The organism is Mycobacterium sp. P2_H7 (assembly GCF_056403275.1).
This window is the reverse complement of record NZ_JBFUFU010000006.1, coordinates 51,446-74,828: the sequence shown is the minus strand read 5'-3', so window position 1 is coordinate 74,828 and position 23,383 is coordinate 51,446. Positions and strand designations below refer to the sequence as shown.

The window sequence follows — 23,383 nt, the reverse complement described above, 5'->3', positions numbered from 1 at the left end:
TCTGGCTGATCGCAACCGTTGGCGTGAGTGGCACCCATCTCTATCGTGGCGACGTGCGGCTATTTGTGGCAGACGAAGCGTGGAGTGAGTTGACCTCCGGTGCCGAACCGACGGTGCGGGTGGTGGCCGCGGACCTGGCCCAGGCCCGGCGGGCCAGGGCCAGGCTGCGCGGCGGGCCCGAGCACGTGGCGGTGATCCTCGACATCGCGGTGGCGGTGGACGGCGACGTGCGGGCGGCCTTCGCGTCGCTGGACGGCAAAACCGTCGGCGTCCGGTACGCCGGAACGGTCGCCGGGCTGGCCGGTCTCATCGCCGACATCGAAACGGCCGAGGTCGCCGACGGGGTCACCCTGGTGTCCACGGCCTCCCCGCAGGACCTGCGCGGGTTGGGTGAGGACGTGCTGCGCCGGCTCGCCGAGCGGGGCCGCACCTCCGCCTGAGGGCCTCCCTCGGCAATTCAATTCGTGCATTAGTGTGCGCCAAAATGGTCTTGGACATGAATTGATCGAGGTTCTAGCGTTGAACCCGTGACCACCCAACTGACCGCCCGTCCGACCGGCCAGATGATCATCGCCGGTAAGCCCGTCGCAGGATCCGGCGCCGAGGTCCGGGGCTTCAACCCGGCCACCGGCCAGACCCTGGAACCCGCCTTCCGCTACGGCGACGAATCGCATGTGGACGCCGCCTGCGCCGCCGCCGTCGAGGCTTTCGGCCCGTACCGGGCGACCGGCTCCGAGCAGCGCGCCCAGTTCCTGGAAGCCATCGCCTCGAGCATCGAAGCCATCAAGCCCGAACTGGTGGAGCGCGCCGTCGCAGAGAGCGGCCTGCCCGAGGCGCGTATCGGCGGCGAGGTCGGCCGGACCACCGGTCAGCTCCGCCTGTTCGCCGCGGTCCTGCGCGAGGGCAGCTGGAACGGCGCCCGCATCGACCCGGCCCAGCCCGACCGCACCCCGTTGCCGCGTGCCGACATCCGGCAGCGCGAAGTGCCGCTCGGCCCCGTCGCCGTGTTCGGCGCGAGCAATTTCCCGCTGGCCTTCTCGGTGGCAGGCGGTGACACCGCGTCGGCGCTGGCGGCCGGCTGCCCCGTCGTGGTCAAGGCGCACGACGCCCATCCGGGCACCTCGGAACTCGTCGGCGCGGCCATCGCCCGTGCCGTCGCCGAGACCGGAATGCCCGCGGGCACCTTCTCCCTGCTGTTCGGGTCCGGTCCCGGCCTGGGCACCGCCCTGGTCACCGACCCGCGCATCAAGGCCGTCGGGTTCACCGGATCCCGGTTCGCCGGAACGGCTCTGGTGGCCGCCGCGGCGGCCCGTCCAGAACCCATCCCGGTGTACGCCGAGATGAGCGCCATCAACCCCGTGTTCCTGCTCGGCGGCGCCCTGGCCGCCCGCGGTGCCGAGATCGGTAAGGCCTTCGCCGGTTCGCTGACGATGGGCTCCGGCCAGTTCTGCACCAATCCCGGTTTGGTGCTCGCCGTCAACGGCCCCGGTCTCGACGACTTCCTGGCCGCCGCCGGTGCCGCTCTGGGTGCCGCTGCCGCCACCCCCATGCTGACGCCGGGGATCGCCGCGAGCTACGCCAAGGGTGTGGACGGCCTGCGCGCCGTCGCCACCGAAGAGGCCCGCGGTCAGGCCGGCGACAGTGAGAACTCCTGTCAGGCGGCACTTTTCAGTGCCGACGCTGCGACGTTCCTGGCATCGGACGCACTGCAGGCCGAGGTGTTCGGCGCGTCGAGCGTGCTGGTGCGGTGCGCCGATGTCGACGAGATGGTGGCGGTCGCCACCGGCCTCGAAGGGCAGCTGACGGCCACCGTGCACGCCGAGGAATCCGACTACGGCGTGGCCGCGAAGCTGCTGCCGGTGCTGGAACTCAAGGCGGGCCGCATCTTGTTCAACGGCTGGCCGACCGGCGTCGAGGTCGGACACGCGATGGTGCACGGCGGGCCGTACCCGGCCACCTCGGATTCCCGCACCACCTCGGTGGGGGCCCGCGCCATCGAGCGCTTCCTGCGTCCGGTGGCTTATCAGGACGTGCCTGATGCCTTGCTGCCCAGCGCCATTGCCGACGGCAACCCGGATGCGCTCTGGCGCCGGGTCGACGGCCAACTCACCCGCGACTGACCTCGATCACCGACCACCACCTTTAGGAGCACTCCCATGCTTGATGGCGTCCTGTTCTTCCCCGTCACCCCCTTCACCGCCTCCGGTGAGGTCAACCTCGAAGCCCTCGCCGCGCATGTGGCCAAGGGTGTCGACGCCGGTCCCGGCGGAGTGTTCGTCGCTTGCGGCACAGGCGAATTCCACGCGCTGGAGACCCACGAGTTCGCCGCCGTGGTCCGCACCGCGGTGGCCGCCACCGGTGGGCGGGTGCCCGTCTACGCAGGTGCCGGCGGGGCGCTGGCCCAGGCCAAGGCCTTCGCCAAGGCGGCCGCCGACGCCGGTGCGGACGGCTTGCTGTTGCTGCCCCCGTACCTGGTGACCATGTCGCAGCAGGGACTGATCGACTACACCCGCGAGGTTGCCGCAGCCACCGAGCTGCCGGTCATCGTCTACAACCGTGGCAACGCCCGCTACACCGAGGCGTCCGCGGTCGAGGCCGCCCAGATCGCCAACGTCGTCGGATTCAAGGACGGCACCGGTGACGTGGATCAGGTGGCGCGCATCGTGCGGGCCGTCACCGACGCACTGGCCCCGTCGGGCAAGGACTTTCAGTTCTTCAACGGCCTGCCCACCGCCGAGGTATCCCAGCAGGCTTACCGCGCCATCGGCGTGACGCTGTACTCGTCGGCCACCTTCGCCTTCGCCCCCGAACTGGCGCTCGCCTACTACCGGGCGCTGGAGGACGGCGACGAGGTCACCCTGGCCGCGTTGCAGCGAGAGTTCTTCCACCCGCTGGTGCGGCTGCGCGACACCGTGCCCGGCTACGCCGTCTCCCTGATCAAGGCAGGCGTGACGATGGAAGGCATCGACGCCGGACCCGTGCGTGCCCCCCTGGTGATGCCGTCGCCGGAGCACCTGACCGAACTGACCCAGATCGTCAAGGCCGGCCGCGCGGTGCTGTGATGGCCGCAGCGACGATCCGGATCACCGGCGCCCGCATCACCCCGGTCGCCTTCGTCGACCCGCCCCTGCTGAACACCGTCGGGGTGCACCAGCCCTACGCGCTGCGGGCGATCATCGAACTGGACACCGACGCCGGCCTGGTCGGACTCGGGGAGACCTACGCCGACACCCGGCACCTGGCCCGGCTGAACGCCGCCGCCGACGCGATCACCGGGCTGGACGTGTTCGCGCTCAACGCTATTCGGGCCGCCATCGCCGATCGCCTGCGCGGTGACGACGCCGCGGTGGGTACCGCGGGGATGATCACCACCGCCAGCGCCGTCGACCAGGTGTTCTCCCCGTTCGAGGTGGCCTGCCTCGACGTGCAGGGGCACGCACTCGGTCGCCCGGTATCAGATCTTCTCGGTGGCGCCGTACGTGGCGCCGTGCCGTTCAGCGCGTACCTGTTCTACAAATGGGCCGCCCATCCTGGCGCTGAGCCCGACTCCTGGGGCGCCGCGCTGGATCCGGCGGGCCTGGTGGCGCAGGCGAAGCGGATGATCGACGAATACGGCTTCACCGCAATCAAACTCAAGGGCGGGGTGTTCCCACCCGAGGAGGAGATGGCGGCCATTGAAGAGATTCATGCGGCCCTTCCGCATATTCCGCTACGGCTCGATCCCAACGCCGCGTGGTCCCCGCAGACTTCGGTGAAGGTGGCTTCAGGCCTGGCCGGCATCCTGGAATACCTGGAAGACCCCACCCCGGGCATCGAGGGGATGTCCGAGGTGGCGGCGCAGGCGCCGATGCCGTTGGCCACCAACATGTGTGTGGTGGCGTTCGACCAGCTGGCCCCCGCGGTCGCCGCGCAGTCGGTGAAAGTGGTTCTCTCGGACCATCATTACTGGGGTGGCCTGCACCGCTCCCGGTTGCTCGCCGGCATCTGCGACACCTTCGGGCTCGGGCTGTCGATGCATTCCAACTCGCATCTGGGGATCAGCCTGGCCGCCATGGTGCACCTGGCCGCCGCCACCCCGAATCTCACCTACGCGTGCGACACGCACTGGCCGTGGAAGTCCGAAGACGTGGTCGTACCGGGGGTGCTGGGCATCCGGGACGGCAGCGTCGCCGTCCCGGTCACCCCGGGTCTCGGTGTCGAGTTGGACCGCGACGCGCTGGCCGCGTTGCACGAGCAGTACCTGCGCTGCGGGATTCGCGACCGCGATGACACCGGCTACATGCGCAGCATCGACCCGACCTTCGAGGCGCTCAGTCCGCGCTGGTAGCGGTGCGGACGGCTGCGAACAGGGCCACCAGCAGATCGACCAGGTGTGCGCGTTCCACCTCGACATCGCCGAGGAGCACCGCTCCCACGGTGCTGACCATCCCACCGACCAGGAACTGGGCGATCAGCCGGATGTCGGTGGGCAGGCCGTCGGGCTCCAGCCCGGGGTCACCGCCGCTGGCGGCCGACGACGCGAGCATGCCTGCGAATCGGCGTGACTCGGCCAGGCTGCGCCGGCCCAGGGCGGGCGAGGCGGTGGCCTCCAGCACCAGGATGCGGCCCTTGCGCGGGTCGCCCAGGATCAGGTCGACCATCTCCTCCATCACCGCACGGATCCGCGAGTGGTCGTCGTCGGGCGCGTTGATCAGCGCCGCCACCGACCGCTGTGCGCCCTCTTCGATGACCTCGCTGTACACGGCCAGGTGCAGCGCCTCGATGTCTTCGAAGCTCTCGTAGAAGTACCGGGGTGCCACCCCGGACAGTTCTGTCACGCCACGCACCGTGGTGCCCGCGGCTCCCCGGGTCCCCATCAGCTGCTGTCCGGCAGCAAGCAGCCGGGCGCGGCGATCGGCCACCCGGTCCACGGCGTCCTGACCGCCATAGCGGCGCGTCACGTTCGGCTTGGCGTCTGGCCTGGGGATCGGCACCGAAACATCTTGACACAGACGCCGATCGGCTGATTTGCTCTATCTGTACACGACCGTTTCCTGTTTGTCGGATGGAGTCCGGATGACCAGCGTGACAACGGATATCGACGAGCTCCCGCCCTGGCATCCCAGCCGGCCGCACCACGAATTGGCCGCCGACGTGCGCTGGTGGATGGGCACGCCGCTGGGCTTCGGCCTGTTCGGCAGGCTGGCGCTGAACCAGGTCGCCTACCGCAAGGTCGCGGCCGCGGTGGATGCGACCGGGCGGTTCGAGGCGAACTTCACCGATCGCGGGATCGGCAGCTACCTGTGGAACGGGCCGCTGGCCTTCGGTGACGCGGCGGACCGGCGACATACCCAGGAACGGCTGAAGGCCATGCACGGCGCCGTCAAAGGTGTCGGCAAAGGCGACTTCGCGGGGGAGCGGTACAGCGCCCTCGATCCGAAGCTCTGGAAATGGGTGGGCGCCACCTCCATCAACGTCTTCTACGGCGGCTACCTGGCGGTCTACGGGGCCGACTTCACCGCGCAGGAGCGTGAGGTGGTCTACCGGACCGTGTGCGCCATGGCCGATATCGGGCTGCCCAGTTCGCAGGCCGATGTGCCGCCCACCGCCGCCGAGTGGGCCGCCTACTACGACGAGGTGGCCGAGACCGAGCTGGCCGACAATCCCTTCCTGCAGTGGGCCGACAAGCAGTTCTCGCAGTTGCCTGTGCCCACGCTCTTCGGGCCGCCGTGGCTGCACCGGCTTGTCGGTCCGGCCTGGCGGCTGGCCATGCCCGCGGTATACCGGCCGGCGCGCATCTGTGCCGAGGCGGCGACCCACCCGAAGATGATGGAACTGCTGAACAGTTCGTGGAGCCCGGCCAAACAAGCCGAATTCGCGGTGTACCGCACGATGATCCGCGCCGCCCGGCGGTGGCTGCCGAAATGGCTGGTGCTCGAGCCGTTGGCGTACAACCGGTATCGCTACGAGCAGCTGCGGGCCTTCCACGCGAGGTACGACCTGGAGACATTTGCCGTGCCGGAGGAAAGGCGCGCATAGACTGCAGCGATGTTCTCGCTGGCCAGGCTGTCGTGCTTCATCGCCGTGGCCGAGGAACTGCATTTCGGCCGGGCCGCCGAACGCCTGCACATGACGCAGCCGCCGCTGAGCAGGCAGATCCAGCAGCTGGAGACCGAACTGGGCGTGCAGCTGATCGACCGCACCACCCGTTCGGTCACGCTGACCCCGGCGGGAATCGCGTTCCTGCCCGACGCCCGTCGCATCCTGCAGCTGGCCGAGAGCGCCGCGCTGACCGTCAAGCGGGTGCCGGCCGGGGACCTGGGCACCGTCGTCGTCGGATTCACCGCGGCCTCGGCGCACGCGGTGCTGCCCCGCCTGCTGGAACGCACCAGGGCCAAGCTGCCGGACGTGAAACTCGAACTGCGCGAGATGGTTTCGGCCGCCCAGCTGGAAGGTCTGATGACCGGTGAGATCGATCTGGGGATGGCCCGGCCGCCACTGAAGCGGCCCGGCATCGTGTCCCGGCCGCTGCTGCACGAGCAGTTGGTCGCAGCCCTGCCCGCCGAACATCCGCTCGTCACACAGGCCCGTCAGCTCACCCTCAACGACCTGGACGGCCAGGACGTCGTGATGTATTCACCGATCCAGGCGCGGTACTTCAACGAACTGCTCATCAGCGCCTTCACCATTGCCGGCGCCACACCCCGCTACGTCCAGTTCGTCACGCAGGTGCACACCATGCTGGTGCTGGTCCGTTCCGGGATCGGGATCGCGCTGGTGCCGGCGTCGGCCGCCACGCTGCACCCGGAAGGCGTGGTGTTCCGGTCCATCGGAGCGTTCCGGGAACGGCCCGTCGAACTCGACGCCGTCTGGCGGGGTGACAGCACCAACCCGGCGTTGCTGCGCCTGCTGCGCGATGTGCTGCCCGCCCGCGAGTGGACCACCGACGATCTGGTCGAGCTCCACACCTGAACCGCCGAACGTGCATTACCGCTCGAAGAAACAGCGAAAAGTGGTGCGGTAATGCACGTTCGGCAGAGGAGCTACACCCGCGCGGCGGGCTGCAGCACCGGCGTCACCAGCCGGCCGGTGGCCAGGAACTCGTCGAGATTGCGTAGCGTCAGCGCCTCCATCTCGGCGCGGGTCTGTACGGTGCCGCTGCCCACGTGCGGGAGCAGCACGACGTTGTCCATCCGCAGCAGCTCCACCGGGACGTTCGGCTCATGCACGAACACGTCGAGGCCCGCACCCGCCAGGCGGCCCGCGCCGAGCGCGGCGACCAGGGCGGTCTCGTCGACGACGCTGCCGCGGGCGATGTTGATCAGGTAGCCCTCGGGGCCCAGTGCGTCCAGGACGTCGGCGTCGATCAGGCCGCGGGTGCTGCTGCCCCCGGCTGCGGCGACCACCAACACGTCGACGTCGCGGGCCAGTTCTACCGGGGACGCCGCGTACCGGTACGGCGAATCGGTCACCTGATTGCGATTGTGATAGCTGATGGTGCAGCCGAAAGCGCTGAGGCGCTTGGCGATTGCGCCGCCGATGCGACCCATACCGATGATGCCGACACGAGAATTGCTGACCTGGCGGGTCAGCGGGTAGTTACCGTCGACGGGCCAGCGGCCGGCGCGCAGGTAGCGGTCGGCGTCGGTGAACCGGCGCAACACATCGATCATCAGTCCCACGGCGGTGTCGGCGACACAATCGGTGAGCACGTCGGGCGTATTGCTGACGCCTACGCCGGCCGCCGCAGCGGCATCGATGTCGGTGGTGTCGTAGCCGACCCCGAAGTTCACCACCGCGCCCAGCGCCGGCAGTGCCGACATCAGTACGGCGTCCACGCCGGTGCGCCCCGAGGTCACCACGGCGGTGACGTCGGCGCCGTGGGTGGCCAGGAATTCGGCCCGGTCGGGCGCGCTGTCGGGCAGGACCAGGGCGTCGTACTTGGTCTGCAGGGTGTCGGCCAACGAGGGCTTGAGCGGGCCGACCTGCAGGACGCGGGGGGTGGCGGGGGCGGAACTGGGCATGGCTGGACCTCTCTAGTCCGGTGCGCTTTCACTCACCACGCTAAGGATGCGCCGGAATACCTGTCCAACACGGAAATAGCATGGGTTCATGCCGAACCGGCATAACAAGGCAAACCTCTGCGCCCTGCGGGTATCAAAGTGGCTTCGGAAGCGATAAAACTGCAGTTCAGATGGCATAAATAGGGTGCGCGCCGGACGGCCGACAACGCCCCAAAACGTCGAATTTGCCCTTTTGGCCGGGGTTGACGCGTTTCGAGAGTCGCTCCTACGGTGTGTCTACCGTCACAGATTCCGTCCACATACATGGACGTCACACACGGAACAGCCTTTTTCGAACCGGAGGTTCAGATGGCCCTAACAGCCCGAGCGGCGCTCGCCCTGACGGGTGCAGTCGTGCTCACCGGCGGCTGCACCGTCGCCAATTCAGGCCACGGCGGCTACGACGCGAACACCCTGCGCCTCGTCATCTCCCAGGAGCCGCCGACGCTGGAACCCTGCGAGAGCTCACTGACGTCGACGGGCATCGTCGTGCGGTCCAACATCACCGAACCGCTCATCGAGCGGGAGCCCGCCACCGGTGCACTGGTGCCGTTGCTGTCCACCGGATGGCGGCAGGACGCGCCCGACACATGGTCCTTCGACATCCGGTCCGGAGTCACCTTCTCCGATGGGTCGCCGTTCACCGCGGCCGACGCGGCCTTCTCGATCGACCGCACCGTCAACTCCGATCTCGGCTGCAATGTCGACGGCTACGTGTTCGGTGACGAGAAACTCACGATCGCCACCCCCGGCGAACACACCGTGACCGTCACCACGGAGAAGCCGGATCCCATTCTTCCGCTGCGTATCTCGTTCATCGAGATGGTGCCGCGCAGCACCAGTGTGACCGAGAAGGTGCGTGAACCGATCGGAACCGGTCCCTACGCGATCGCCGACTGGGAGTACGGCCAGAAACTCACCCTGACCCGCAACGAGCGCTACTGGGGACCCAAACCGGCGTTCGCCAGGGCCGAATACCAGTGGCGCAGCGAGGGCAGCGTGCGCGCTGCGATGGTCACCAACGACGAGACCGACATCGCGACCGGCCTCGGACCCGAAGACGGAGCCGGTGACCTGGGAGTGGCCTTCCCCAACAACGAGACCACCGCATTGCGCATCACCTGCACGGACGCCCCGTTGAACGACATCCGGGTCCGCCAGGCGATCAACTACTCGGTCAATCGCATCGGCATCGTGAAAGCACTGTTCCGGGGTATGGGTGACCCGGCCGCGCAGTTGATCCCGGCCGGCGTCGTCGGGCACAACACCGGCCTGGTGCCCTGGGCGCACGATGTCGACAAGGCCAAGAAACTCGTGGCTGAGGCGAAGGCCGCCGGCGTGCCGGTCGACCGGCCCATCCGGCTGATCGGGCGCACCGCACAGTTCCCGAAGGTCACCGAGACCATGGAGGTCCTGCAGAGTGAACTGGCCGAGATCGGCCTCAACGCGCGCATCGAGATGATGGACACCGCGGGACAGCTGCAGTACCAGTTGCGGCCCTTCCCCGACAATGCCGGACCGTTCGTCGCGATGATCCAGCACGGCAACCAGGCCGGTGATGCCGCGTTCAGTGTCGATCAGTACATGCGCACCGACGGAGCTCAAAATGGCTGCGGCACGCCAGAATTCGATACGAAGATCAAAGCGGCCGGACAGCTCATCGGCCAGCAACGGCAGGACGCCTACGCCGAACTGTTCGCCGAAGAGCCCAACGAGGTGGCCCAGTTCGCCTACATCGCCCACATGAAGGGCATTCTCGGCAAGTCCCCCCGCGTGGACTACACCCCGAACTCCGCCACCGGTGACGAGATGCGCCTGGCCGAGATGACAGCGGCCGGCAACGGCTCTGACCAGTCCGACAGGAGCTGAGCCCGATGTTCTCCTTCGTCCGGCGCCGGATGTACACCAGCACCATCCCGCTCGTCATCGTGTTGCTCGGGGTGTTCCTGCTGGCCCGACTCACCGGTGACCCCACCAACCTCTATCTGCCGGAATCGGCCACCGCGGCCCAGCGCGAGGCGTTCGCGCAGTCGCACGGGTTCGACCGGCCCATGATTGCGCAGCTGCTCGACTACTTCAAAGGTGTTGTGCACCTTGACTTCGGCACCTCGCTGCGGACCGGCGAATCGGCCTCGGAGATGGCCCTGCGGGCCTTCCCGGCCACCCTGCAATTGGCGGTGACCACCATGGCGCTGGCGATCGTCGGTGCGGTGATCATCGGCTGCTGGGCGGCGTACCGGCCCAACTCGCTGGCCGACCGCTTCTCCAGCCTGCTGTCCATGACGGCGGCCAGCATCCCCGACTTCTGGTTCGCCATCACCGGGGTGTGGCTGTTCGCCGTACTGCTCGGCGTGCTGCCGACCTCCGGTACCGACGCGGGCCTGCTGTCCTGGATCCTGCCGATCGCCACCCTGATGATCCGCCCGCTCGGCGTGCTCACCCAGGTGGTGCGCGGCGCCATGGTGTCGGCGCTGTCGGCGCCGTACATCCGGCTGGCACGAAGCAAGGGTGCCAGCGACTTCCGGGTGGTCACCCACCACGCGCTGCGCAACGCCGCCGCACCCGCCCTCACGGTGGCCGGCGACCTGGCCGTCGGCCTCATCAACGGCGCGGTGGTGGTCGAGGCCATCTTCGGCTGGCCGGGTATCGGCAAGCTGATGATCGACGCGATCCTGCAACGCGACTTCGCGGTGCTGCAGGCTGCGGTGCTGCTCACCGCGGTCAGCATCTTCCTGCTCAACATCCTCATCGACGCCTGCTACGCGCTGCTCGACGCCCGCGTCCGCGAACCGGCAAAGGTATAGGTGCAATCACATGACTCAAATCGACCTCGTTCCGGTCAAACCCACCACCGCCATCGTCGGCGAACCGGAGATCAAGCCGACCTCCGGCCGCTCGCTGTGGCTCCGTCTGCTGATCAATGACCGGGTCGCCGCGGCCGCCGCGGTGATCCTCGGCCTGGTGATCCTGACCGCCGTCTTCGGCCCGATGCTGATGGGCGGCCTGGCCACCCACATCGACCTGGACAACTCGAACCAGCCGCCGTTCACCCTGGCGCACGGCTGGGCCAACATCCTGGGCACCGATCCGCTGGGCCGCAGCATGCTGGGCCGTCTCGTGGTCGCTTGCCGGACAACGCTTTCGGTGGCGATCCCCGCCGTGGTGATCTCGGCCGTGGTCGGCTCGGTGATCGGCATGGCGGCCGGCTACTACCGCGGCTGGCGGGAAACCCTGGCCATGCGGGTGGCCGACGTCATCATGAGCTTCCCGTCCCTGTTGCTCGCCGTCGTCGTGCTCTACGTGTTCTCCCCGAGCGCGGCGAACATCGTCCTGGTGCTGGCGATCACCCGCATCCCGGTGTACCTGCGCACCGCACGGGCCGAATCCGCCGAGTTGTCCAGCCGGGTGTTCGTGGACGCCGCAAGGACTTTCGGTGCGAGCGGTTCGTCGATCATCACCCGGCACGTGTTGCCGATCGTGCTGCCCACCCTGCTGACCGTGGCCACCCTCGACTTCTGCTACGTCATGCTGGCGGAAAGCTCCTTGAGTTTCTTGGGCATCGGCATCCAGCCGCCGGACGTCAGCTGGGGCCTGATGGTCGCTCAGGGCCGCACCTACCTGCACACGGCCTGGTGGCTGTCGTTCTTCCCCGGCCTGGCCATCGTCATCACCACCGTCTCGGCGACCATCCTGGCAGCCTGGGCCCGCATCGCCACCGATCCCGCCCAGCGGTGGCGGCTCACCGTCCCGCAGAAACGCCTGTCCCGCTTCGCCAAGACCGGAAAGGCCCTCTGATGGCACTGCGCCTGGACGACAAAGTCGCCGAACACCCCACCACCGATCGCCTCGACGCAGACCCGGCCCTGCGGGTCGAGGGACTGACCGTCGACATCCGCACCATCACCGGCACCGTGCGCGCCGTCGACCATGTGTCCTTCGCGGCACGCAGCGGCGAAACCCTGGCCCTGCTCGGCGAATCCGGATGCGGTAAGTCGATGACGGCCACCGCGCTGGTCGGCCTGCTCGAACCGGTCGCCGACGTGGTCGACGGGTCCGCCACGCTGGCCGGCGTGGACCTGCTGGCCACCGACCGCAAGACCCGGCGCAAACTGGCCGGGCCCGAACTGGCGATCGTCTTCCAGGACGCGCTGACGGCGCTCAACCCGCTCTACACCGTCGGTACCCAGTTGGCCGAGCCGTTCCGCATCCACCACGGGATGAAGGCCAAAGAGGCCAAACGCAAGGCCATCGAACTGATGACCCGGGTAGGCATCCCGCAGCCGGAAGAACGGATCAACTCCTACCCGCATCAGTTCTCCGGCGGCATGCGTCAGCGGCTGCTCATCGCCATGGCCGTGGCGCTCAACCCGCGGGTGCTGATCGCCGACGAACCCACCACCGCACTGGATGTGACGGTGCAGGCCCAGATCATGGCGCTGCTGAAGAGCCTGCGGGCCGAATACGACATGGCCGTCGTGCTCATCACCCACGACCTGGCGCTGGTGGCCGAGGAAGCCGACCGCGTCGCGGTGATGTACGCGGGCAACGTCGTCGAGACGGGCCGGGTATCCGAGGTGTTCGCCGAACCCAAGCATCCCTACACCAAGGGCCTGCTGGATTCCGTCCCGGTCAGCGCCGAACGGGGCGCCGAACTGAAATCCATCGGCGGTGCCCCGCCGGACCTGCACTCCATCCCGAAAGGCTGTGTCTACCAGGACCGCTGCCCGCTGGCGCGCGACCTGTGCCGAGAGACCAGGCCGACACTGGCCCCGGTCGGGTCGGGCCGCAAATCCGCATGCCACTTCCCACAGGAGGTCAACAATGTCTGATTCGACGACGCCTGACGAACTGCTGTCCGTGCGCGGACTGTCCAAGAGCTTCCGGGTGGGTGGCAAGAAGCTGCACGCCCTCGACGGCATCGACCTGACCCTCGGCCGCGGCGAAACCCTGGGCCTGGTCGGCGAATCCGGCTGCGGTAAGTCCACCCTGGCGCGCACCCTGATGATGCTGGAACGTCCGGACGCCGGCACCGTCGACTTCGACGGGATCGACCCCTACGCCCTGCGCGGCAAGGACCTGCTCAAGTTCCGCCGCCGGGTGCAGATGGTCTTCCAGGATCCGTACGCGTCGCTGAACTCGCGGATGACGGCGGCCGAGATCATCGCCGAACCCTGGCGCACCCACAAGACGCTGTACGCGTCCCGCAAGGATCGCGACATGCGGGTGCGGGGACTGCTCGACATGGTCGGCCTGGGGCCCAAGGCGTTCGGCAAGTACCCGCAGGAATTCTCCGGCGGCCAGCGCCAGCGCATCGGCATCGCCCGCGCACTGGCACTCAACCCCGACGTCATCATCTGCGATGAACCCGTCTCCGCACTGGACCTCTCGGTGCAAGCCCAGGTGCTCAACCTGCTCAACGACCTGCAGCAGGAACTGAAGATCTCCTACGTGTTCATCTCGCACGACCTGTCGGTGGTGCGCCACGTCGCCGACCGGGTCACCGTGATGTACCTGGGCCGGATCATCGAGACCGGACCCACCGAAGCGGTGTTCGACCATCCGGAACACCCCTACACCGCCGCGCTGATGTCGGCGGCCCCGAAACTGCATGCGGCCCAACGTGGTGAGCGCATCCTGCTCAAGGGTGAGGTGCCTTCGCCGCTGAACCCGCCGTCGGGCTGCCGGTTCCGGACCCGCTGCGCCCACGCCACCGAGATCTGCGCACAGCAGCGCCCACCCCAGGCGCTGGACCTGAAGGTGCCCGGGCATTCCGCGGAATGCCATCACCCGTTGGGCAGCGCACAAGTCCTGTCGCACAGCGCGTGAGCGACGTGGGCCTGTCCGGCTACGCGATCATCGCGATCGCGGTGCTGATCGCGTCCTGCTTGCAGGCCTCGATCGGCTTCGGGCTGGGCATGCTCGCCGCCCCCGTCGTCGCGCTGGTCGACCCGGGCCTCATCCCGGGCACCCTGATCATGCTCGCCGCGGTCGTCACGCTCATGGTGGTGCTGCGCGAGCGCACCGCGATCGACGTCACCGGCACCGGCTGGGCCTTGCTCGGACGGATACCGGGCACCATCGCCGGCGCCCTGATCCTGACCGCGATACCCGAACGGGCCCTGGCGATGTTGATCGCCGCCGTCGTGCTCGGCGGTGTCGCCCTGACCAGCCTCGGCTGGATCCCCGCGCCGCGGCGGCGGAACCTGGTGCTGGCCGGCGCGACATCGGGGGTGCTCGGCACCGCGACCTCGATCGGCGGCCCACCGATGGCACTGGTGTGGCAGCGCAACAGCGGTCCCCGGCTACGCGGCACCATGGCCGGGTTCTTCCTGATCGGATCGTTGATGTCCTTGACGATGCTGACCGTCACCGGCGCCGTCGATCGGCACACGGTGGTGGCGTGCACCCTCCTGATACCAGCCACCATCGGCGGATATGTGTTGTCCCGCTACGCGAATCGGTTGTTGAACCCGCAGCGGCAGAGGTGGACGGCGATCATCGCGTCGGCCACCGGCGCCGTGATCCTCGTCGTCCAGCAGATGGGATTGATATGAGCGAACCCACCGTACGAAGGATCTCGTCGGGCGTGAAGTCCGCCGCCCGCACCGTCGAACTGCTGGAGTACCTGGCCGACCGCCAGGACCAGCCGGCCCGGATCCGAGATGTCAGTGCCGCACTGGACATGCCGCGCAGCAGCGCGCATGCCTTGCTGCGCACTCTGATCGCCCAGGGTTGGGTGCGCTGTGACGACTCGGGCACCCTCTACAGCATCGGGGTGCGCGCCCTGCTGGTCGGGACCAGCTACCTGGACACCGATCCCTACCTGCCGAGCATCACCCCCTTCCTGGACGAGTTGCGTGGCATCTGGGACGAGACCTTTCATCTCGGACGCCTGGACGGCTGCGACATCGTCTACCTGGCCACCCGGGAGTCTCGTCAGTACCAGCGCACCACCAACCGGGTCGGCCGGCGACTGCCCGCCCATGCGACTGCGCTGGGCAAGGTCCTGCTGGCCGAACGGGTCGGCGCCGAGCGGGACAGCCACGTTCCGGCCGAATTGGTCGCGCTGACGCCGCGCACGGTGACCGATCGCGCGGAACTGGAGGAGGCCCTGGAACTGGCGCGGGTCCGCGGCTATGCCACCGACGACGAGGAGAACACCTCGGGTGTCCGGTGTTTCGCGGTTCCGCTGCGCTACAGCAGACCCGCGCAGGACGCGATCAGCGTGTCGGTTCCGATCGCCCGGCTGACACCGGAGCGGCAGGCCGAGCTCATCGAGTCGCTGTGCGCGGTGGGGGACAAGGTGAGCCGGGTGCTGCGACCGGTCGCCAACGGGGACAAATGGTTTGCCCAGCAATGATTTCGAAGACGTCGATCCAGAAGGTGATCTCATGAGTACACAGAAAACGCCGGTCGTCACCGAGATGCGGGTGGTTCCGATCGCCGGGCATGACAGCATGCTGCTCAATCTGAGCGGTGCCCACGGGCCTTACTTCACCCGGAACCTGCTGATCGTCAAGGACTCCGAGGGCCATACCGGTGTCGGTGAGGTGCCGGGCGGCGCGGCGATCCAGCGCACTCTCGAAGATGCCCGCCCCCTCGTCGAGGGCCGTAGCATCGGTGACTACAACGCCGTGCTCGCGGATATCCGGCGCGAGTTCGCCGGTCGCGACGCCGGCGGGCGCGGGGCCCAGACCTTCGACCTGCGGGTGACGGTGCACGCTGTCACCGCCGTCGAATCCGCTCTGCTCGACGTGCTGGGCCAGTACCTCGGGGTTCCGGTCGCGGCGCTGCTCGGCGACGGCCAGCAGCGCAGCCGGGTGCAGGCGCTGGGCTACCTGTTCTTCGTCGGGGACCGCAGCAGGACCGACCTGGCATATCGCTCGGAGGCCGACGAAGGCGCGGATGCCGATGACTGGCAACGCATCCGGCACAACGAGGCGATGACGCCGGAAGCCGTCGTGCGGCTGGCCGAAGCCGCCCGCGAGCGTTACGGTTTCCGCGATTTCAAACTCAAGGGCGGGGTGCTGCCCGCGGCCGACGAGGCCAAGGCCGTGATCGCGTTGGCCGATCGGTTCCCGGATGCCCGGATCACGTTGGACCCCAACGGCGGCTGGCTGCTGGCCGACGCCATCACCACCTGCCGGGAACTGACCGAGGTGCTCGCCTACGCCGAAGATCCGGTGGGTCCGGAGGGTGGATTCTCCGGGCGCGAAGTGATGGCCGAGTTCAAGCGAGCCACCGGGCTGCCCACGGCGACCAACATGATTGCCACCGACTGGCGTGAGATGGGGCATGCGATCCGCTCGGGCGCGGTGGACATCCCGCTCGCCGACCCGCACTTCTGGACCATGAACGGATCGGTGCGCGTCGCCCAGCTCTGCGACGCCTGGGGTCTGACCTGGGGGTCGCACTCCAACAACCACTTCGACGTCTCGCTGGCGATGTTCACCCATGTCGCCGCGGCGGCACCCGGCGCCATCACCGCCATCGACACCCACTGGATCTGGCAGGACGGGCAGCGCATCACCAAAACGCCGTACGAGATCGTCGACGGCTTCCTCGACGTACCCGACAAGCCGGGCCTGGGCGTCGAACTCGACGAGGACCGCGTGGCCGCCGCGCACGAGTTGTACCTCGCCGAGGGCCTCGGTGCCCGTGACGACGCGGTGGCCATGCAATATCTGATCCCCGGCTGGCAGTTCGACAGCAAACGCCCTGCGCTGCAACGGAACCTGTGATCATGCATATCCTGGTCGCCGACCGTAACCTGGTGCCGCACCGCGCACGCTTCGAGGCCGCGCTGCCGCACGACGTGACCGTGGCGTGGGGCGACGACGGCGCCCTGCGCACGGCCGAGGTCTTTGTCGGCGGCCGGTTCACCGCCGAGATGGCCGCGGTGGCCGAGAAGTTGCGGCTCATCCACGTCGCGGGCGCGGGTACCGACCGGGTGGATTTCGCGGCACTGGGTCCGGACACCTTGGTCGCCAACACGTTTCATCACGAGCGCTCGATCGCCGAATACGTGCTCAGTGCGGCCATCCTGCTGCGGCGCGACTTCCTGGCCCAGGATCGTGCGCTGCGGCGCCAGGTGTGGGCCACCTCGGTCTACGACGATGCCATCGCCCAGCTACCCACCTTGAGCAGCGCCCGGGTCGGGTTCGTCGGTTTCGGGCACATCGGCCAGCGGTCCTGGGAACTGTTGCGTGCACTGGGATGCACGGGGGCGGCAGTCACCGGTTCGGGCCGTGTCGACCCGGCGCACGGGCTGGCCTGGGCGGCACCCGCCGAGTCCCTGGACCGCCTGATGGGCGAGTCCGACGTCGTCGTCGTGTCAGCACCGCTGACCGCGCGGACCACCGGCATGATCGGCGCCGCGCAGTTGAGCGCGCTGGGCGCAGAAGGGGTACTGATCAATGTGGGCCGGGGACCGCTGGTCGACGAGCAGGCGCTCTACGATGCGTTGCTGCACCGGCACATCCGTGCCGCGGCCATCGACGTCTGGTACCGGTATCCCACCCCGGGAAGCGGCGGGGCACCCAGCGATCTGCCGTTCCACGAGCTGACCAACATCCTGATGACCCCGCACTCCTCGGGCGTCACCTCGGACACCTTCGCCGGCCGGGCCGACGACATCGCCGCCAACATCGGCCGGCTGCACCGCGGGGAACCGTTGCGCAACGTGGTGTCAGGAGCTGGCTGACCAGATCTGCTGAACCCGCTGCAGCCCTTGCGCAGTCAGGCTTCCGTACAGCCGGACCCGGGCCATCCCGCCATCGGGGTAGATGTCCAGACGCGCCGCGGTGACGGGGCGCTCGTCCTTGATCAGGAACCGGTGCCGGGTATCAGGCTGCAGCTCGGTGCGGGGCAGCAGTTCGAACCAGTCGCCGTCACCGTCTCGGCCGGACAGTCGCGCCCATCCCGGGGCGTTGCCGACGAAGTACGAGGTGTCCAGTTCGGCGGCCGCCAGTACGCCCTGGCTGGCCAGATGCACCTGTACCCAGTCGTTCCCGGCGTCGCGGCGGCGCGAGGTCTCCCACCCTTCGCCCATGTGCCGCGGGGTGCCGGGCAGCAGCAGGTTGTTCGGCGAGCTGTAGAACATGTTGGAGCAAGCCGTGATCCGGCCGCCGTTCTCCAGCGCCGCCAGATCCAGCGGCAGCCCCTCGGCGAACCGGGGATCGAGCAGCCCCTCGCCGTGCACCCGGAACCGGGCCACCCCACCATCGGGGTACATGGACAGCCGAACATGGGTCCAGCGCCGGGTTGACTTGACGGGGAACGGGTTTCGAGTGTCGCCGTTGGCCGCGCTGCGCTCCACGATGGGCGTCCACTCGGTCTTGTGCACCAACTCCTCGACCGAGGGATGTCCCGGTACGTCGGCGGCCTCGACTGAGATGTGCGGCGGGTAGTTGCCGGTGAACCAGGCGGTGTCGACGACCACGCCGCGCACCACCCCGGGCACCCCGAGTCGCACGATCGCCGCATCACAGGAGTCCGGAGTCGCTCCGCGGCGACGCCGCGTCTCCCACCCGTCATAGATCTGACCCTTGTGCCCGAAGGTGGCGGGCCGGTGCTCGGCCGCGGCCGGCGTGATCAGGTTCTCCTTCTCGGCGAAGACGTCGTCATTGGCCCAGACGACCGCGCCGCCGGCGGCTCGAGAGGCGAGATCGGGGAAAGCCAGGAAATGGGGAGAAATGCCGCTGCTCACGCCTTGAGCTTATTGCTCTTCGCGCAAGCGCTCATCGCGGAGCTCGGTTACCAGTTGTAGAACCCGCCCTCTGGGCCGAGCATTCGCTCCAGCCGGGTGCGGTTGATCTTGGCCAACTCGTTGCACACCACTTTGCGCTCGGTCTCGACATCGTGGTGCATGCGGTCGGCGATGGTGGTCAGCACATCCGGCGCGCACAGACCCGCGACGTACATCACGTAGTCGAAGCCGAACGTGTCGCGGTAGGTCTGCTCGGCGATGCGCAGGGCGTCTCGCTCGCTGTCGTCGCAGGGCTTCACCGAACACGGGTACGCCTGCAGGATCGAATCGATGGACTGCTCCGAGAGGGAGAACAGCAATGCGTCGGCCCGCCGGAACAGCGCGTCGTGGTCGCCGTAGGCGCGGCCCTTGGCCAGGTCACCGGCGAGCGTGACGCTGTTACAGCACTCGTAGAGCGCGTGTACCGCCTTGCGTTCGGGTAGCGCGTTGAACGCGTCCAGGCCGATCCCCTGATGCATCAGCACAAGGCCAATGATCGGAGGCCGAAAGGACGGCGGGGTTACGGCGTGTTACGGCAGTGCTAAATCACCTTCGCGGTGCGAAGCGTCAGTGCCCGCCCGTGGTCTTGAAGCGTTCCACCGACCGCACCAGCTCGGCCTCGGCGGCCTCGCGCCCGGCCCAATCGGCGGCCTTGACGAACTTGCCGGGCTCTAGATCCTTGTAGTGCACGAAGAAGTGCTTGATGGCGTCCAGTTCGAAGGACGACACGTCGCCGAGGTCCTGGATGTGATCCCAGCGCGGGTCGCCGGCGGGCACGCACAGCACCTTGTCGTCGCCGCCGGCCTCGTCGGTCATCTGGAACATCGCGACGGGCCGGGCCTCGACAATCGCACCGGGGAACACGGATTCGGGCAGCAGCACCAGGGCGTCCAGCGGATCGCCGTCCTCACCGAGGGTGTTCTCGAAGAATCCGTAGTCGGCGGGGTAGCCCATCGGCGTGTAGAGGTAGCGGTCCAGCTTGACCCGACCGGTCTCGTGGTCCACCTCGTACTTGTTGCGCGATCCCTTGGGGATCTCGATGACGACGTCGAACTGCTCGCTCAAAGCTCCTCCAAGGGACTGGTGTCTGCAGGTCGCCACGTGACGACGCGGGTCCACCCTAGAGGTACCGATACCCTGCTCTATATGCGGCCCGCTCGGTGGCGCCGATCCACCCACCTGGTGATCGGCTTGGTGGTATTGATGCTCGTCGCTGCCGTCGTCGGGGTGGCCGCCGTGATGACCTCGGGCGACACCTCGGCCCGCAACAACGACGCGATCCGTCCCCAACCTGCCGCGGCGACCGCGGCGCCGGGCGTGCAGGCCCTGGGGCATCGCACCGACGATCCGTCCGCCTCGGGCCTGGCGGCAGCCTTGGCGGGCCCCCTGGCCGACCCCAACCTCGGTGCACTGACCGGCCGGGTGACCGATGCCGACACCGGGGCCGAGCTCTGGACCCAGGGTGCGACCATCCCGATGCTGCCTGCCTCGACCAACAAGGTGCTCACCACCGTCGCCGCGCTGGCCACCCTGGACCGCGACGCGACGCTGACCACCACGGTTCTGGCCGGCGCCACGCCCGGTGTGGTGGTGCTGCACGGCGGCGGTGACCAGACGTTGTCGGCGGCCCCCGCGGGCAAGCCCACCTGGTACAAGGGCGCGGCCCGGATCAGCGATCTGGCCGATCAGGTGAAGCGCAGCGGCACCAGTACGACCGCCGTGCAGGTCGACCTCTCCGCGTACAGCGGACCCACCATGGCGCCGGGCTGGGATCCCGCCGACATCGACGGCGGTGACATCGCCCCGATGGAGTCGGTCATGCTCGACGGCGGCCGGACCCAGCCGGTGTCCGTCGAATCGCGCCGGTCCACCACACCGGGTCTGGATGCCGGCCGCGCACTGGCCGCGGCGCTGGGTGTCGATCCGGCGACCGTGACCGTCGCGTCCGGGCCGGTGCCCGACGCCAGGGAGCTCGCCTCGGTCACGTCGCCGCCGCTGCTGGAGCGGCTGCGGCAGATGATGAACGAATCCGACAACGTGATGGCCGAATCGACGGGCCGCGAGGTCGCCGCGGCACTGAACCGCCCGCAGAGCTTCGACGGCGCCGTGCAGTCGGTGCTGACCCAGTTGCGGGGTGTCGGCGTCGACACCGCGGGCGCGACGCTGGTGGATTCCAGCGGGCTGTCGCTCGATGACCGGTTGACCGCGAACACGCTGGACGGCGCGGTCGCCGCCGCGGTCAGCGGGGATCACCCCCGGCTGCGCCCGCTGGTGGACGTGCTGCCGATCGCCGGTGGCAGCGGCACGCTGTCCAACCGCTATCTGGACACCGACGCCGGCAAGGCCGCCGCGGGCTGGCTGCGCGCCAAGACCGGCTCGCTGACCGCGGTGAACACGCTGGCCGGCATCGTCACCGACGAGAGCGGGCGGGTGCTGACCTTCGCGCTGATGTCCAACAACGCCGGACCGACCGGGCGGACCTCGCTGGATGCACTGGCTGCGGTGCTGCGGTCGTGCGGGTGCGGCGGATGAGCCCTTCAACCGGCGGGCAGGAGCGGAGCGACCGGGGAATCCGCACTGTGGGCGGCGCCGTCGACTGGGAGTTCGCGGCCAATGTCGGCGCGAAGCTGGCCCGCCCCGCCCCGGTCACCTCCGATTACACCCGCGACCAGGCGGTCGCCCAACTCGCCGAATTGGCCCGCCGCGCAGAGCTTCCCGTGCGCGAGGTGACCGGACTCAACGAGGGCGCCGACATCGCGGAGGCGCGTGTGGTGGACCGCCCCGAATGGGTGCGGGCGGCCACGAAGTCGATGCGCGTGATGACCGGCGGCACCGATACGCCGGGCGGATTCCTCACGTCGAAGCTCGCCGGCGCGCAGACCGGCGCGGTGCTCGGGTTCATCTCGGCGGGCATCCTGGGGCAGTACGACCCCTTCAGCACCGGCGGGCTGGAGCGTAGCGACTCGGGGAATGACGCCGCGGGCGTACTGCTGCTGGTCTACCCGAATGTCATTGCGGTGGAGCGGCAGTTGCGGGTCGACCCCACCGACTTCCGGTTCTGGGTGTGCCTGCACGAGGTGACCCACCGCGTCCAGTTCAAAGCCAACCCGTGGCTGGCCGAACACATGTCGTCCTCGCTGGCGACGCTGACCCAGGATGCCGGCGAACAGGTCGGCGAGATCGTCGGCCGGCTTGCCGGCTACGTCCGCGAGCAACGCAAAGGCGATGCGGCCGAAAAGAACTCGGGTGGCGTGGTGGGACTGCTGCGCGCCGTACAGGCCGAACCGCAGCGCCAGGCCCTGGACCGGTTACTGGTGCTGGGCACTCTGCTGGAAGGCCATGCCGAACACGTGATGGATGCCGTCGGGCCCGCGGTGGTGCCGTCGGTGACCACCATCCGCGCGCGCTTCGATGACCGGCGGCAACGCAAACAGCCTCCGCTGCAACGGATCGTCCGGGCCCTGCTGGGCTTCGACGCGAAGATGAACCAGTACACCCGCGGCAAGGCCTTCGTCGACGAGGTGGTGGGTCGGGTCGGGATGTCCCGGTTCAACACCATCTGGACCAACGCCGAGACGCTGCCCCTACCCCCGGAAATCGAAGAGCCGCAACGGTGGATCGACCGGGTGCTGTAGCCGAGCTGCGCGCCGTGGTCCGGGCGTTCGCATCGGCGCACGGACCCGAGCGCTGGTGCGTCGGACTGTCCGGTGGCGCCGACTCGTTGGCTCTGACCGCCGTGGCGGCGGCGCTGCGTCCCACCGTCGCGCTGATCGTCGACCACGGCCTACAGCCCGGATCGGCCGCCGTCGCGCGCGCCGCCCAAGAACAGGCCCTGGCGTTGGGATGTGTTGCCGCACAAGTGCTCGGCGTCGAAGTCGGTACCGCGGGCGGCCCGGAGGGCGCGGCCAGGACGGCCAGATATCAGGCCCTGGACGACGCGCGCGACGGGCTGCCGGTCCTGCTGGCGCACACCCTCGACGACCAGGCCGAGACGGTGCTGCTCGGGCTGGGACGTGGGTCGGGCGCGAGATCGATCGCAGGCATGCGGGCGTTCGACGACCCGTGGGCGCGCCCGCTGCTCGGGGTGCGGCGCGAGCGCACCAGGGCCGCATGCGCCGAGCTCGGACTCACGCCGTGGGAGGACCCGCACAACGCCGATCCCCGCTACACCAGGGTCCGGTTGCGCACCGAGGTGCTGCCGCTGCTGGAGGAGGTACTCGGCGGCGGGGTCGCCGGCGCGCTGTCCCGCACCGCCGCCGCGCTGCGCGAGGACACCGAGGCACTGGACACCCTCGCCGAGCGGGCGCTGCCGGACATGGCACGCGACGACGGCCTGGTGGCCGGCGCGCTGGCCGCGCTGCCTGCCGCGGTGCGCCGACGGGTGATCCGGCTGTGGCTGCTCGAACAAGGCGCCGTAGACCTGAGCGCAATCCAGATCCACGGGGTGGACGCGCTGGTCACCGCCTGGCGCGGGCAGGGTGGGGTGGCCGTCGGGTCGGACCTGCGCCACGCCCGGCTGTTCGCATCCCGCCGCGACGGAGTGCTGACGATGCACACCGAGCCGGTCTGATCCGGCACGAGCGCAGCGACGGGG

The 23,383-nt window shown here is 68.8% G+C and carries 23 protein-coding genes; 18 read left to right on the top strand and 5 right to left on the bottom strand.

Annotated elements, in window-relative coordinates; genetic code table 11:
* The first annotated feature begins 53 nt into the window (after positions 1 to 53).
* The 4 genes from AC1DY7_RS08925 (at position 54) to AC1DY7_RS08910 (ending at position 4,327) form a co-directional block, all read left to right on the top strand.
* On the top strand, positions 54 to 440 hold the full coding sequence (locus AC1DY7_RS08925) for a hypothetical protein (RefSeq protein WP_477493316.1): 387 nt from the start codon (positions 54 to 56) through the stop codon (positions 438 to 440).
* A gap of 123 nt (positions 441 to 563) precedes the next feature.
* Positions 564 to 2,120, top strand: coding sequence for an aldehyde dehydrogenase (NADP(+)) (locus AC1DY7_RS08920; protein ID WP_477493498.1), 1,557 nt, complete (start codon positions 564 to 566; stop codon positions 2,118 to 2,120).
* Between the two features lie 36 nt (positions 2,121 to 2,156).
* Positions 2,157 to 3,062: a 5-dehydro-4-deoxyglucarate dehydratase gene (locus tag AC1DY7_RS08915; RefSeq protein ID WP_477493315.1), complete on the top strand. Its 906-nt coding sequence runs from the start codon at positions 2,157 to 2,159 to the stop codon at positions 3,060 to 3,062.
* Positions 3,062 to 4,327 carry a glucarate dehydratase family protein gene (locus AC1DY7_RS08910; protein WP_477493314.1) on the top strand — a complete coding sequence of 422 codons (1,266 nt, stop codon included), beginning with the start codon at positions 3,062 to 3,064 and terminating at the stop codon, positions 4,325 to 4,327. The genes AC1DY7_RS08915 and AC1DY7_RS08910 overlap by 1 nt, the downstream gene beginning before the upstream one ends.
* Here the strand turns inward: AC1DY7_RS08910 and AC1DY7_RS08905 are convergent.
* Entirely contained in the window at positions 4,311 to 4,973 is a 663-nt protein-coding gene (locus tag AC1DY7_RS08905; protein WP_477493313.1) for a TetR/AcrR family transcriptional regulator, read from the bottom strand. The genes AC1DY7_RS08910 and AC1DY7_RS08905 overlap by 17 nt on opposite strands.
* An 82-nt stretch (positions 4,974 to 5,055) precedes the next feature.
* Between AC1DY7_RS08905 and AC1DY7_RS08900 the strand changes: the two genes are divergently transcribed.
* Positions 5,056 to 6,018 carry an oxygenase MpaB family protein gene (locus AC1DY7_RS08900; protein WP_477493312.1) on the top strand — a complete coding sequence of 321 codons (963 nt, stop codon included), beginning with the start codon at positions 5,056 to 5,058 and terminating at the stop codon, positions 6,016 to 6,018.
* A 9-nt stretch (positions 6,019 to 6,027) separates the two neighbouring features.
* Positions 6,028 to 6,951: a LysR family transcriptional regulator gene (locus AC1DY7_RS08895; RefSeq protein WP_477493311.1), complete on the top strand. Its 924-nt coding sequence runs from the start codon at positions 6,028 to 6,030 to the stop codon at positions 6,949 to 6,951.
* A gap of 71 nt (positions 6,952 to 7,022) precedes the next feature.
* Here AC1DY7_RS08895 and AC1DY7_RS08890 read toward each other — a convergent pair whose 3' ends face one another.
* On the bottom strand, positions 7,023 to 8,003 hold the full coding sequence (locus AC1DY7_RS08890; RefSeq protein WP_477493310.1) for a 2-hydroxyacid dehydrogenase: 981 nt from the start codon (positions 8,001 to 8,003) through the stop codon (positions 7,023 to 7,025).
* Between the two features lie 348 nt (positions 8,004 to 8,351).
* Between AC1DY7_RS08890 and AC1DY7_RS08885 the strand changes: the two genes are divergently transcribed.
* From AC1DY7_RS08885 to AC1DY7_RS08845, 9 genes are read left to right on the top strand one after another with little or no spacing between them, the layout of a single operon-like run.
* The gene (locus AC1DY7_RS08885; protein WP_477493309.1) at positions 8,352 to 9,911 is read left to right on the top strand and encodes an ABC transporter substrate-binding protein; all 1,560 of its coding nucleotides are present in this window, start codon (positions 8,352 to 8,354) and stop codon (positions 9,909 to 9,911) included.
* Between the two features lie 5 nt (positions 9,912 to 9,916).
* Positions 9,917 to 10,846, top strand: a complete 930-nt coding sequence (locus AC1DY7_RS08880; protein ID WP_477493308.1) for an ABC transporter permease — start codon at positions 9,917 to 9,919, stop codon at positions 10,844 to 10,846.
* Between the two features lie 10 nt (positions 10,847 to 10,856).
* Positions 10,857 to 11,837, top strand: a complete 981-nt coding sequence (locus tag AC1DY7_RS08875) for an ABC transporter permease (protein ID WP_477493307.1) — start codon at positions 10,857 to 10,859, stop codon at positions 11,835 to 11,837.
* Positions 11,837 to 12,871: an ABC transporter ATP-binding protein gene (locus AC1DY7_RS08870; protein WP_477493306.1), complete on the top strand. Its 1,035-nt coding sequence runs from the start codon at positions 11,837 to 11,839 to the stop codon at positions 12,869 to 12,871. The genes AC1DY7_RS08875 and AC1DY7_RS08870 overlap by 1 nt, the downstream gene beginning before the upstream one ends.
* A complete protein-coding gene (locus AC1DY7_RS08865; RefSeq protein ID WP_477493305.1) occupies positions 12,864 to 13,868 on the top strand; it encodes an ABC transporter ATP-binding protein in 1,005 nt (334 codons plus the stop codon). The genes AC1DY7_RS08870 and AC1DY7_RS08865 overlap by 8 nt, the downstream gene beginning before the upstream one ends.
* 5 nt (positions 13,869 to 13,873) lie before the next feature.
* Entirely contained in the window at positions 13,874 to 14,596 is a 723-nt protein-coding gene (locus tag AC1DY7_RS08860) for a sulfite exporter TauE/SafE family protein (RefSeq protein ID WP_477493497.1), read from the top strand.
* Entirely contained in the window at positions 14,593 to 15,402 is an 810-nt protein-coding gene (locus AC1DY7_RS08855; protein WP_477493304.1) for an IclR family transcriptional regulator, read from the top strand. Before AC1DY7_RS08860 ends, AC1DY7_RS08855 begins: the two co-directional genes overlap by 4 nt.
* Before the next feature lie 31 nt (positions 15,403 to 15,433).
* Positions 15,434 to 16,783, top strand: a complete 1,350-nt coding sequence (gudD, locus tag AC1DY7_RS08850) for a glucarate dehydratase (RefSeq protein WP_477493303.1) — start codon at positions 15,434 to 15,436, stop codon at positions 16,781 to 16,783.
* 2 nt (positions 16,784 to 16,785) lie between these two features.
* Positions 16,786 to 17,745: a 2-hydroxyacid dehydrogenase gene (locus tag AC1DY7_RS08845; RefSeq protein ID WP_477493302.1), complete on the top strand. Its 960-nt coding sequence runs from the start codon at positions 16,786 to 16,788 to the stop codon at positions 17,743 to 17,745.
* On the opposite strand, the gene alc is transcribed toward AC1DY7_RS08845, so the two are convergent.
* The 3 genes from alc to AC1DY7_RS08830 all read right to left on the bottom strand — a co-directional run bounded on the left by alc (position 17,731) and on the right by AC1DY7_RS08830 (position 19,854).
* Entirely contained in the window at positions 17,731 to 18,750 is a 1,020-nt protein-coding gene (gene alc / locus AC1DY7_RS08840; RefSeq protein ID WP_477493301.1) for an allantoicase, read from the bottom strand. The two genes, AC1DY7_RS08845 and alc, sit on opposite strands and share 15 nt — an antisense overlap.
* A 47-nt stretch (positions 18,751 to 18,797) precedes the next feature.
* Positions 18,798 to 19,274: a 2-oxo-4-hydroxy-4-carboxy-5-ureidoimidazoline decarboxylase gene (locus AC1DY7_RS08835; protein WP_477493300.1), complete on the bottom strand. Its 477-nt coding sequence runs from the start codon at positions 19,272 to 19,274 to the stop codon at positions 18,798 to 18,800.
* Positions 19,275 to 19,356: 82 nt separating this feature from the next.
* Positions 19,357 to 19,854 (bottom strand): inorganic diphosphatase, encoded by a 498-nt coding sequence (locus AC1DY7_RS08830; protein WP_477493299.1) that lies wholly within the window; start codon positions 19,852 to 19,854, stop codon positions 19,357 to 19,359.
* Between the two features lie 81 nt (positions 19,855 to 19,935).
* Here AC1DY7_RS08830 and dacB point away from each other — a divergent pair, with 81 nt between their 5' ends.
* Genes dacB through tilS form a run of 3 tightly spaced genes read left to right on the top strand, consistent with a single transcriptional unit; the run spans position 19,936 to position 23,359 of the window.
* Positions 19,936 to 21,321 (top strand): D-alanyl-D-alanine carboxypeptidase/D-alanyl-D-alanine endopeptidase, encoded by a 1,386-nt coding sequence (dacB, locus tag AC1DY7_RS08825; protein ID WP_477493298.1) that lies wholly within the window; start codon positions 19,936 to 19,938, stop codon positions 21,319 to 21,321.
* A complete protein-coding gene (locus AC1DY7_RS08820; RefSeq protein WP_477493297.1) occupies positions 21,318 to 22,424 on the top strand; it encodes a zinc-dependent metalloprotease in 1,107 nt (368 codons plus the stop codon). The genes dacB and AC1DY7_RS08820 overlap by 4 nt, the downstream gene beginning before the upstream one ends.
* On the top strand, positions 22,403 to 23,359 hold the full coding sequence (gene tilS, locus AC1DY7_RS08815) for a tRNA lysidine(34) synthetase TilS (RefSeq protein WP_477493296.1): 957 nt from the start codon (positions 22,403 to 22,405) through the stop codon (positions 23,357 to 23,359). Before AC1DY7_RS08820 ends, tilS begins: the two co-directional genes overlap by 22 nt.
* Positions 23,360 to 23,383 lie beyond the last annotated feature (24 nt).

Excerpts from the sequence above, each read along its gene's own strand:
- AC1DY7_RS08920 (WP_477493498.1), top strand. The coding sequence starts at position 564 with ATGATCATCGCCGGTAAGCCCGTCGCAGGATCCGGCGCCGAGGTCCGG.
- AC1DY7_RS08915 (WP_477493315.1), top strand. The coding sequence starts at position 2,157 with ATGCTTGATGGCGTCCTGTTCTTCCCCGTCACCCCCTTCACCGCCTCC.
- AC1DY7_RS08910 (WP_477493314.1), top strand. The coding sequence starts at position 3,062 with ATGGCCGCAGCGACGATCCGGATCACCGGCGCCCGCATCACCCCGGTC.
- AC1DY7_RS08900 (WP_477493312.1), top strand. The coding sequence starts at position 5,056 with ATGACCAGCGTGACAACGGATATCGACGAGCTCCCGCCCTGGCATCCC.
- AC1DY7_RS08895 (WP_477493311.1), top strand. The coding sequence starts at position 6,028 with ATGTTCTCGCTGGCCAGGCTGTCGTGCTTCATCGCCGTGGCCGAGGAA.
- AC1DY7_RS08890 (WP_477493310.1), bottom strand. The coding sequence starts at position 8,003 with ATGCCCAGTTCCGCCCCCGCCACCCCCCGCGTCCTGCAGGTCGGCCCG.
- AC1DY7_RS08885 (WP_477493309.1), top strand. The coding sequence starts at position 8,352 with ATGGCCCTAACAGCCCGAGCGGCGCTCGCCCTGACGGGTGCAGTCGTG.
- AC1DY7_RS08880 (WP_477493308.1), top strand. The coding sequence starts at position 9,917 with ATGTTCTCCTTCGTCCGGCGCCGGATGTACACCAGCACCATCCCGCTC.
- AC1DY7_RS08875 (WP_477493307.1), top strand. The coding sequence starts at position 10,857 with ATGACTCAAATCGACCTCGTTCCGGTCAAACCCACCACCGCCATCGTC.
- AC1DY7_RS08870 (WP_477493306.1), top strand. The coding sequence starts at position 11,837 with ATGGCACTGCGCCTGGACGACAAAGTCGCCGAACACCCCACCACCGAT.
- AC1DY7_RS08865 (WP_477493305.1), top strand. The coding sequence starts at position 12,864 with ATGTCTGATTCGACGACGCCTGACGAACTGCTGTCCGTGCGCGGACTG.
- AC1DY7_RS08855 (WP_477493304.1), top strand. The coding sequence starts at position 14,593 with ATGAGCGAACCCACCGTACGAAGGATCTCGTCGGGCGTGAAGTCCGCC.
- gudD (WP_477493303.1), top strand. The coding sequence starts at position 15,434 with ATGAGTACACAGAAAACGCCGGTCGTCACCGAGATGCGGGTGGTTCCG.
- AC1DY7_RS08845 (WP_477493302.1), top strand. The coding sequence starts at position 16,786 with ATGCATATCCTGGTCGCCGACCGTAACCTGGTGCCGCACCGCGCACGC.
- dacB (WP_477493298.1), top strand. The coding sequence starts at position 19,936 with ATGCGGCCCGCTCGGTGGCGCCGATCCACCCACCTGGTGATCGGCTTG.
- AC1DY7_RS08820 (WP_477493297.1), top strand. The coding sequence starts at position 21,318 with ATGAGCCCTTCAACCGGCGGGCAGGAGCGGAGCGACCGGGGAATCCGC.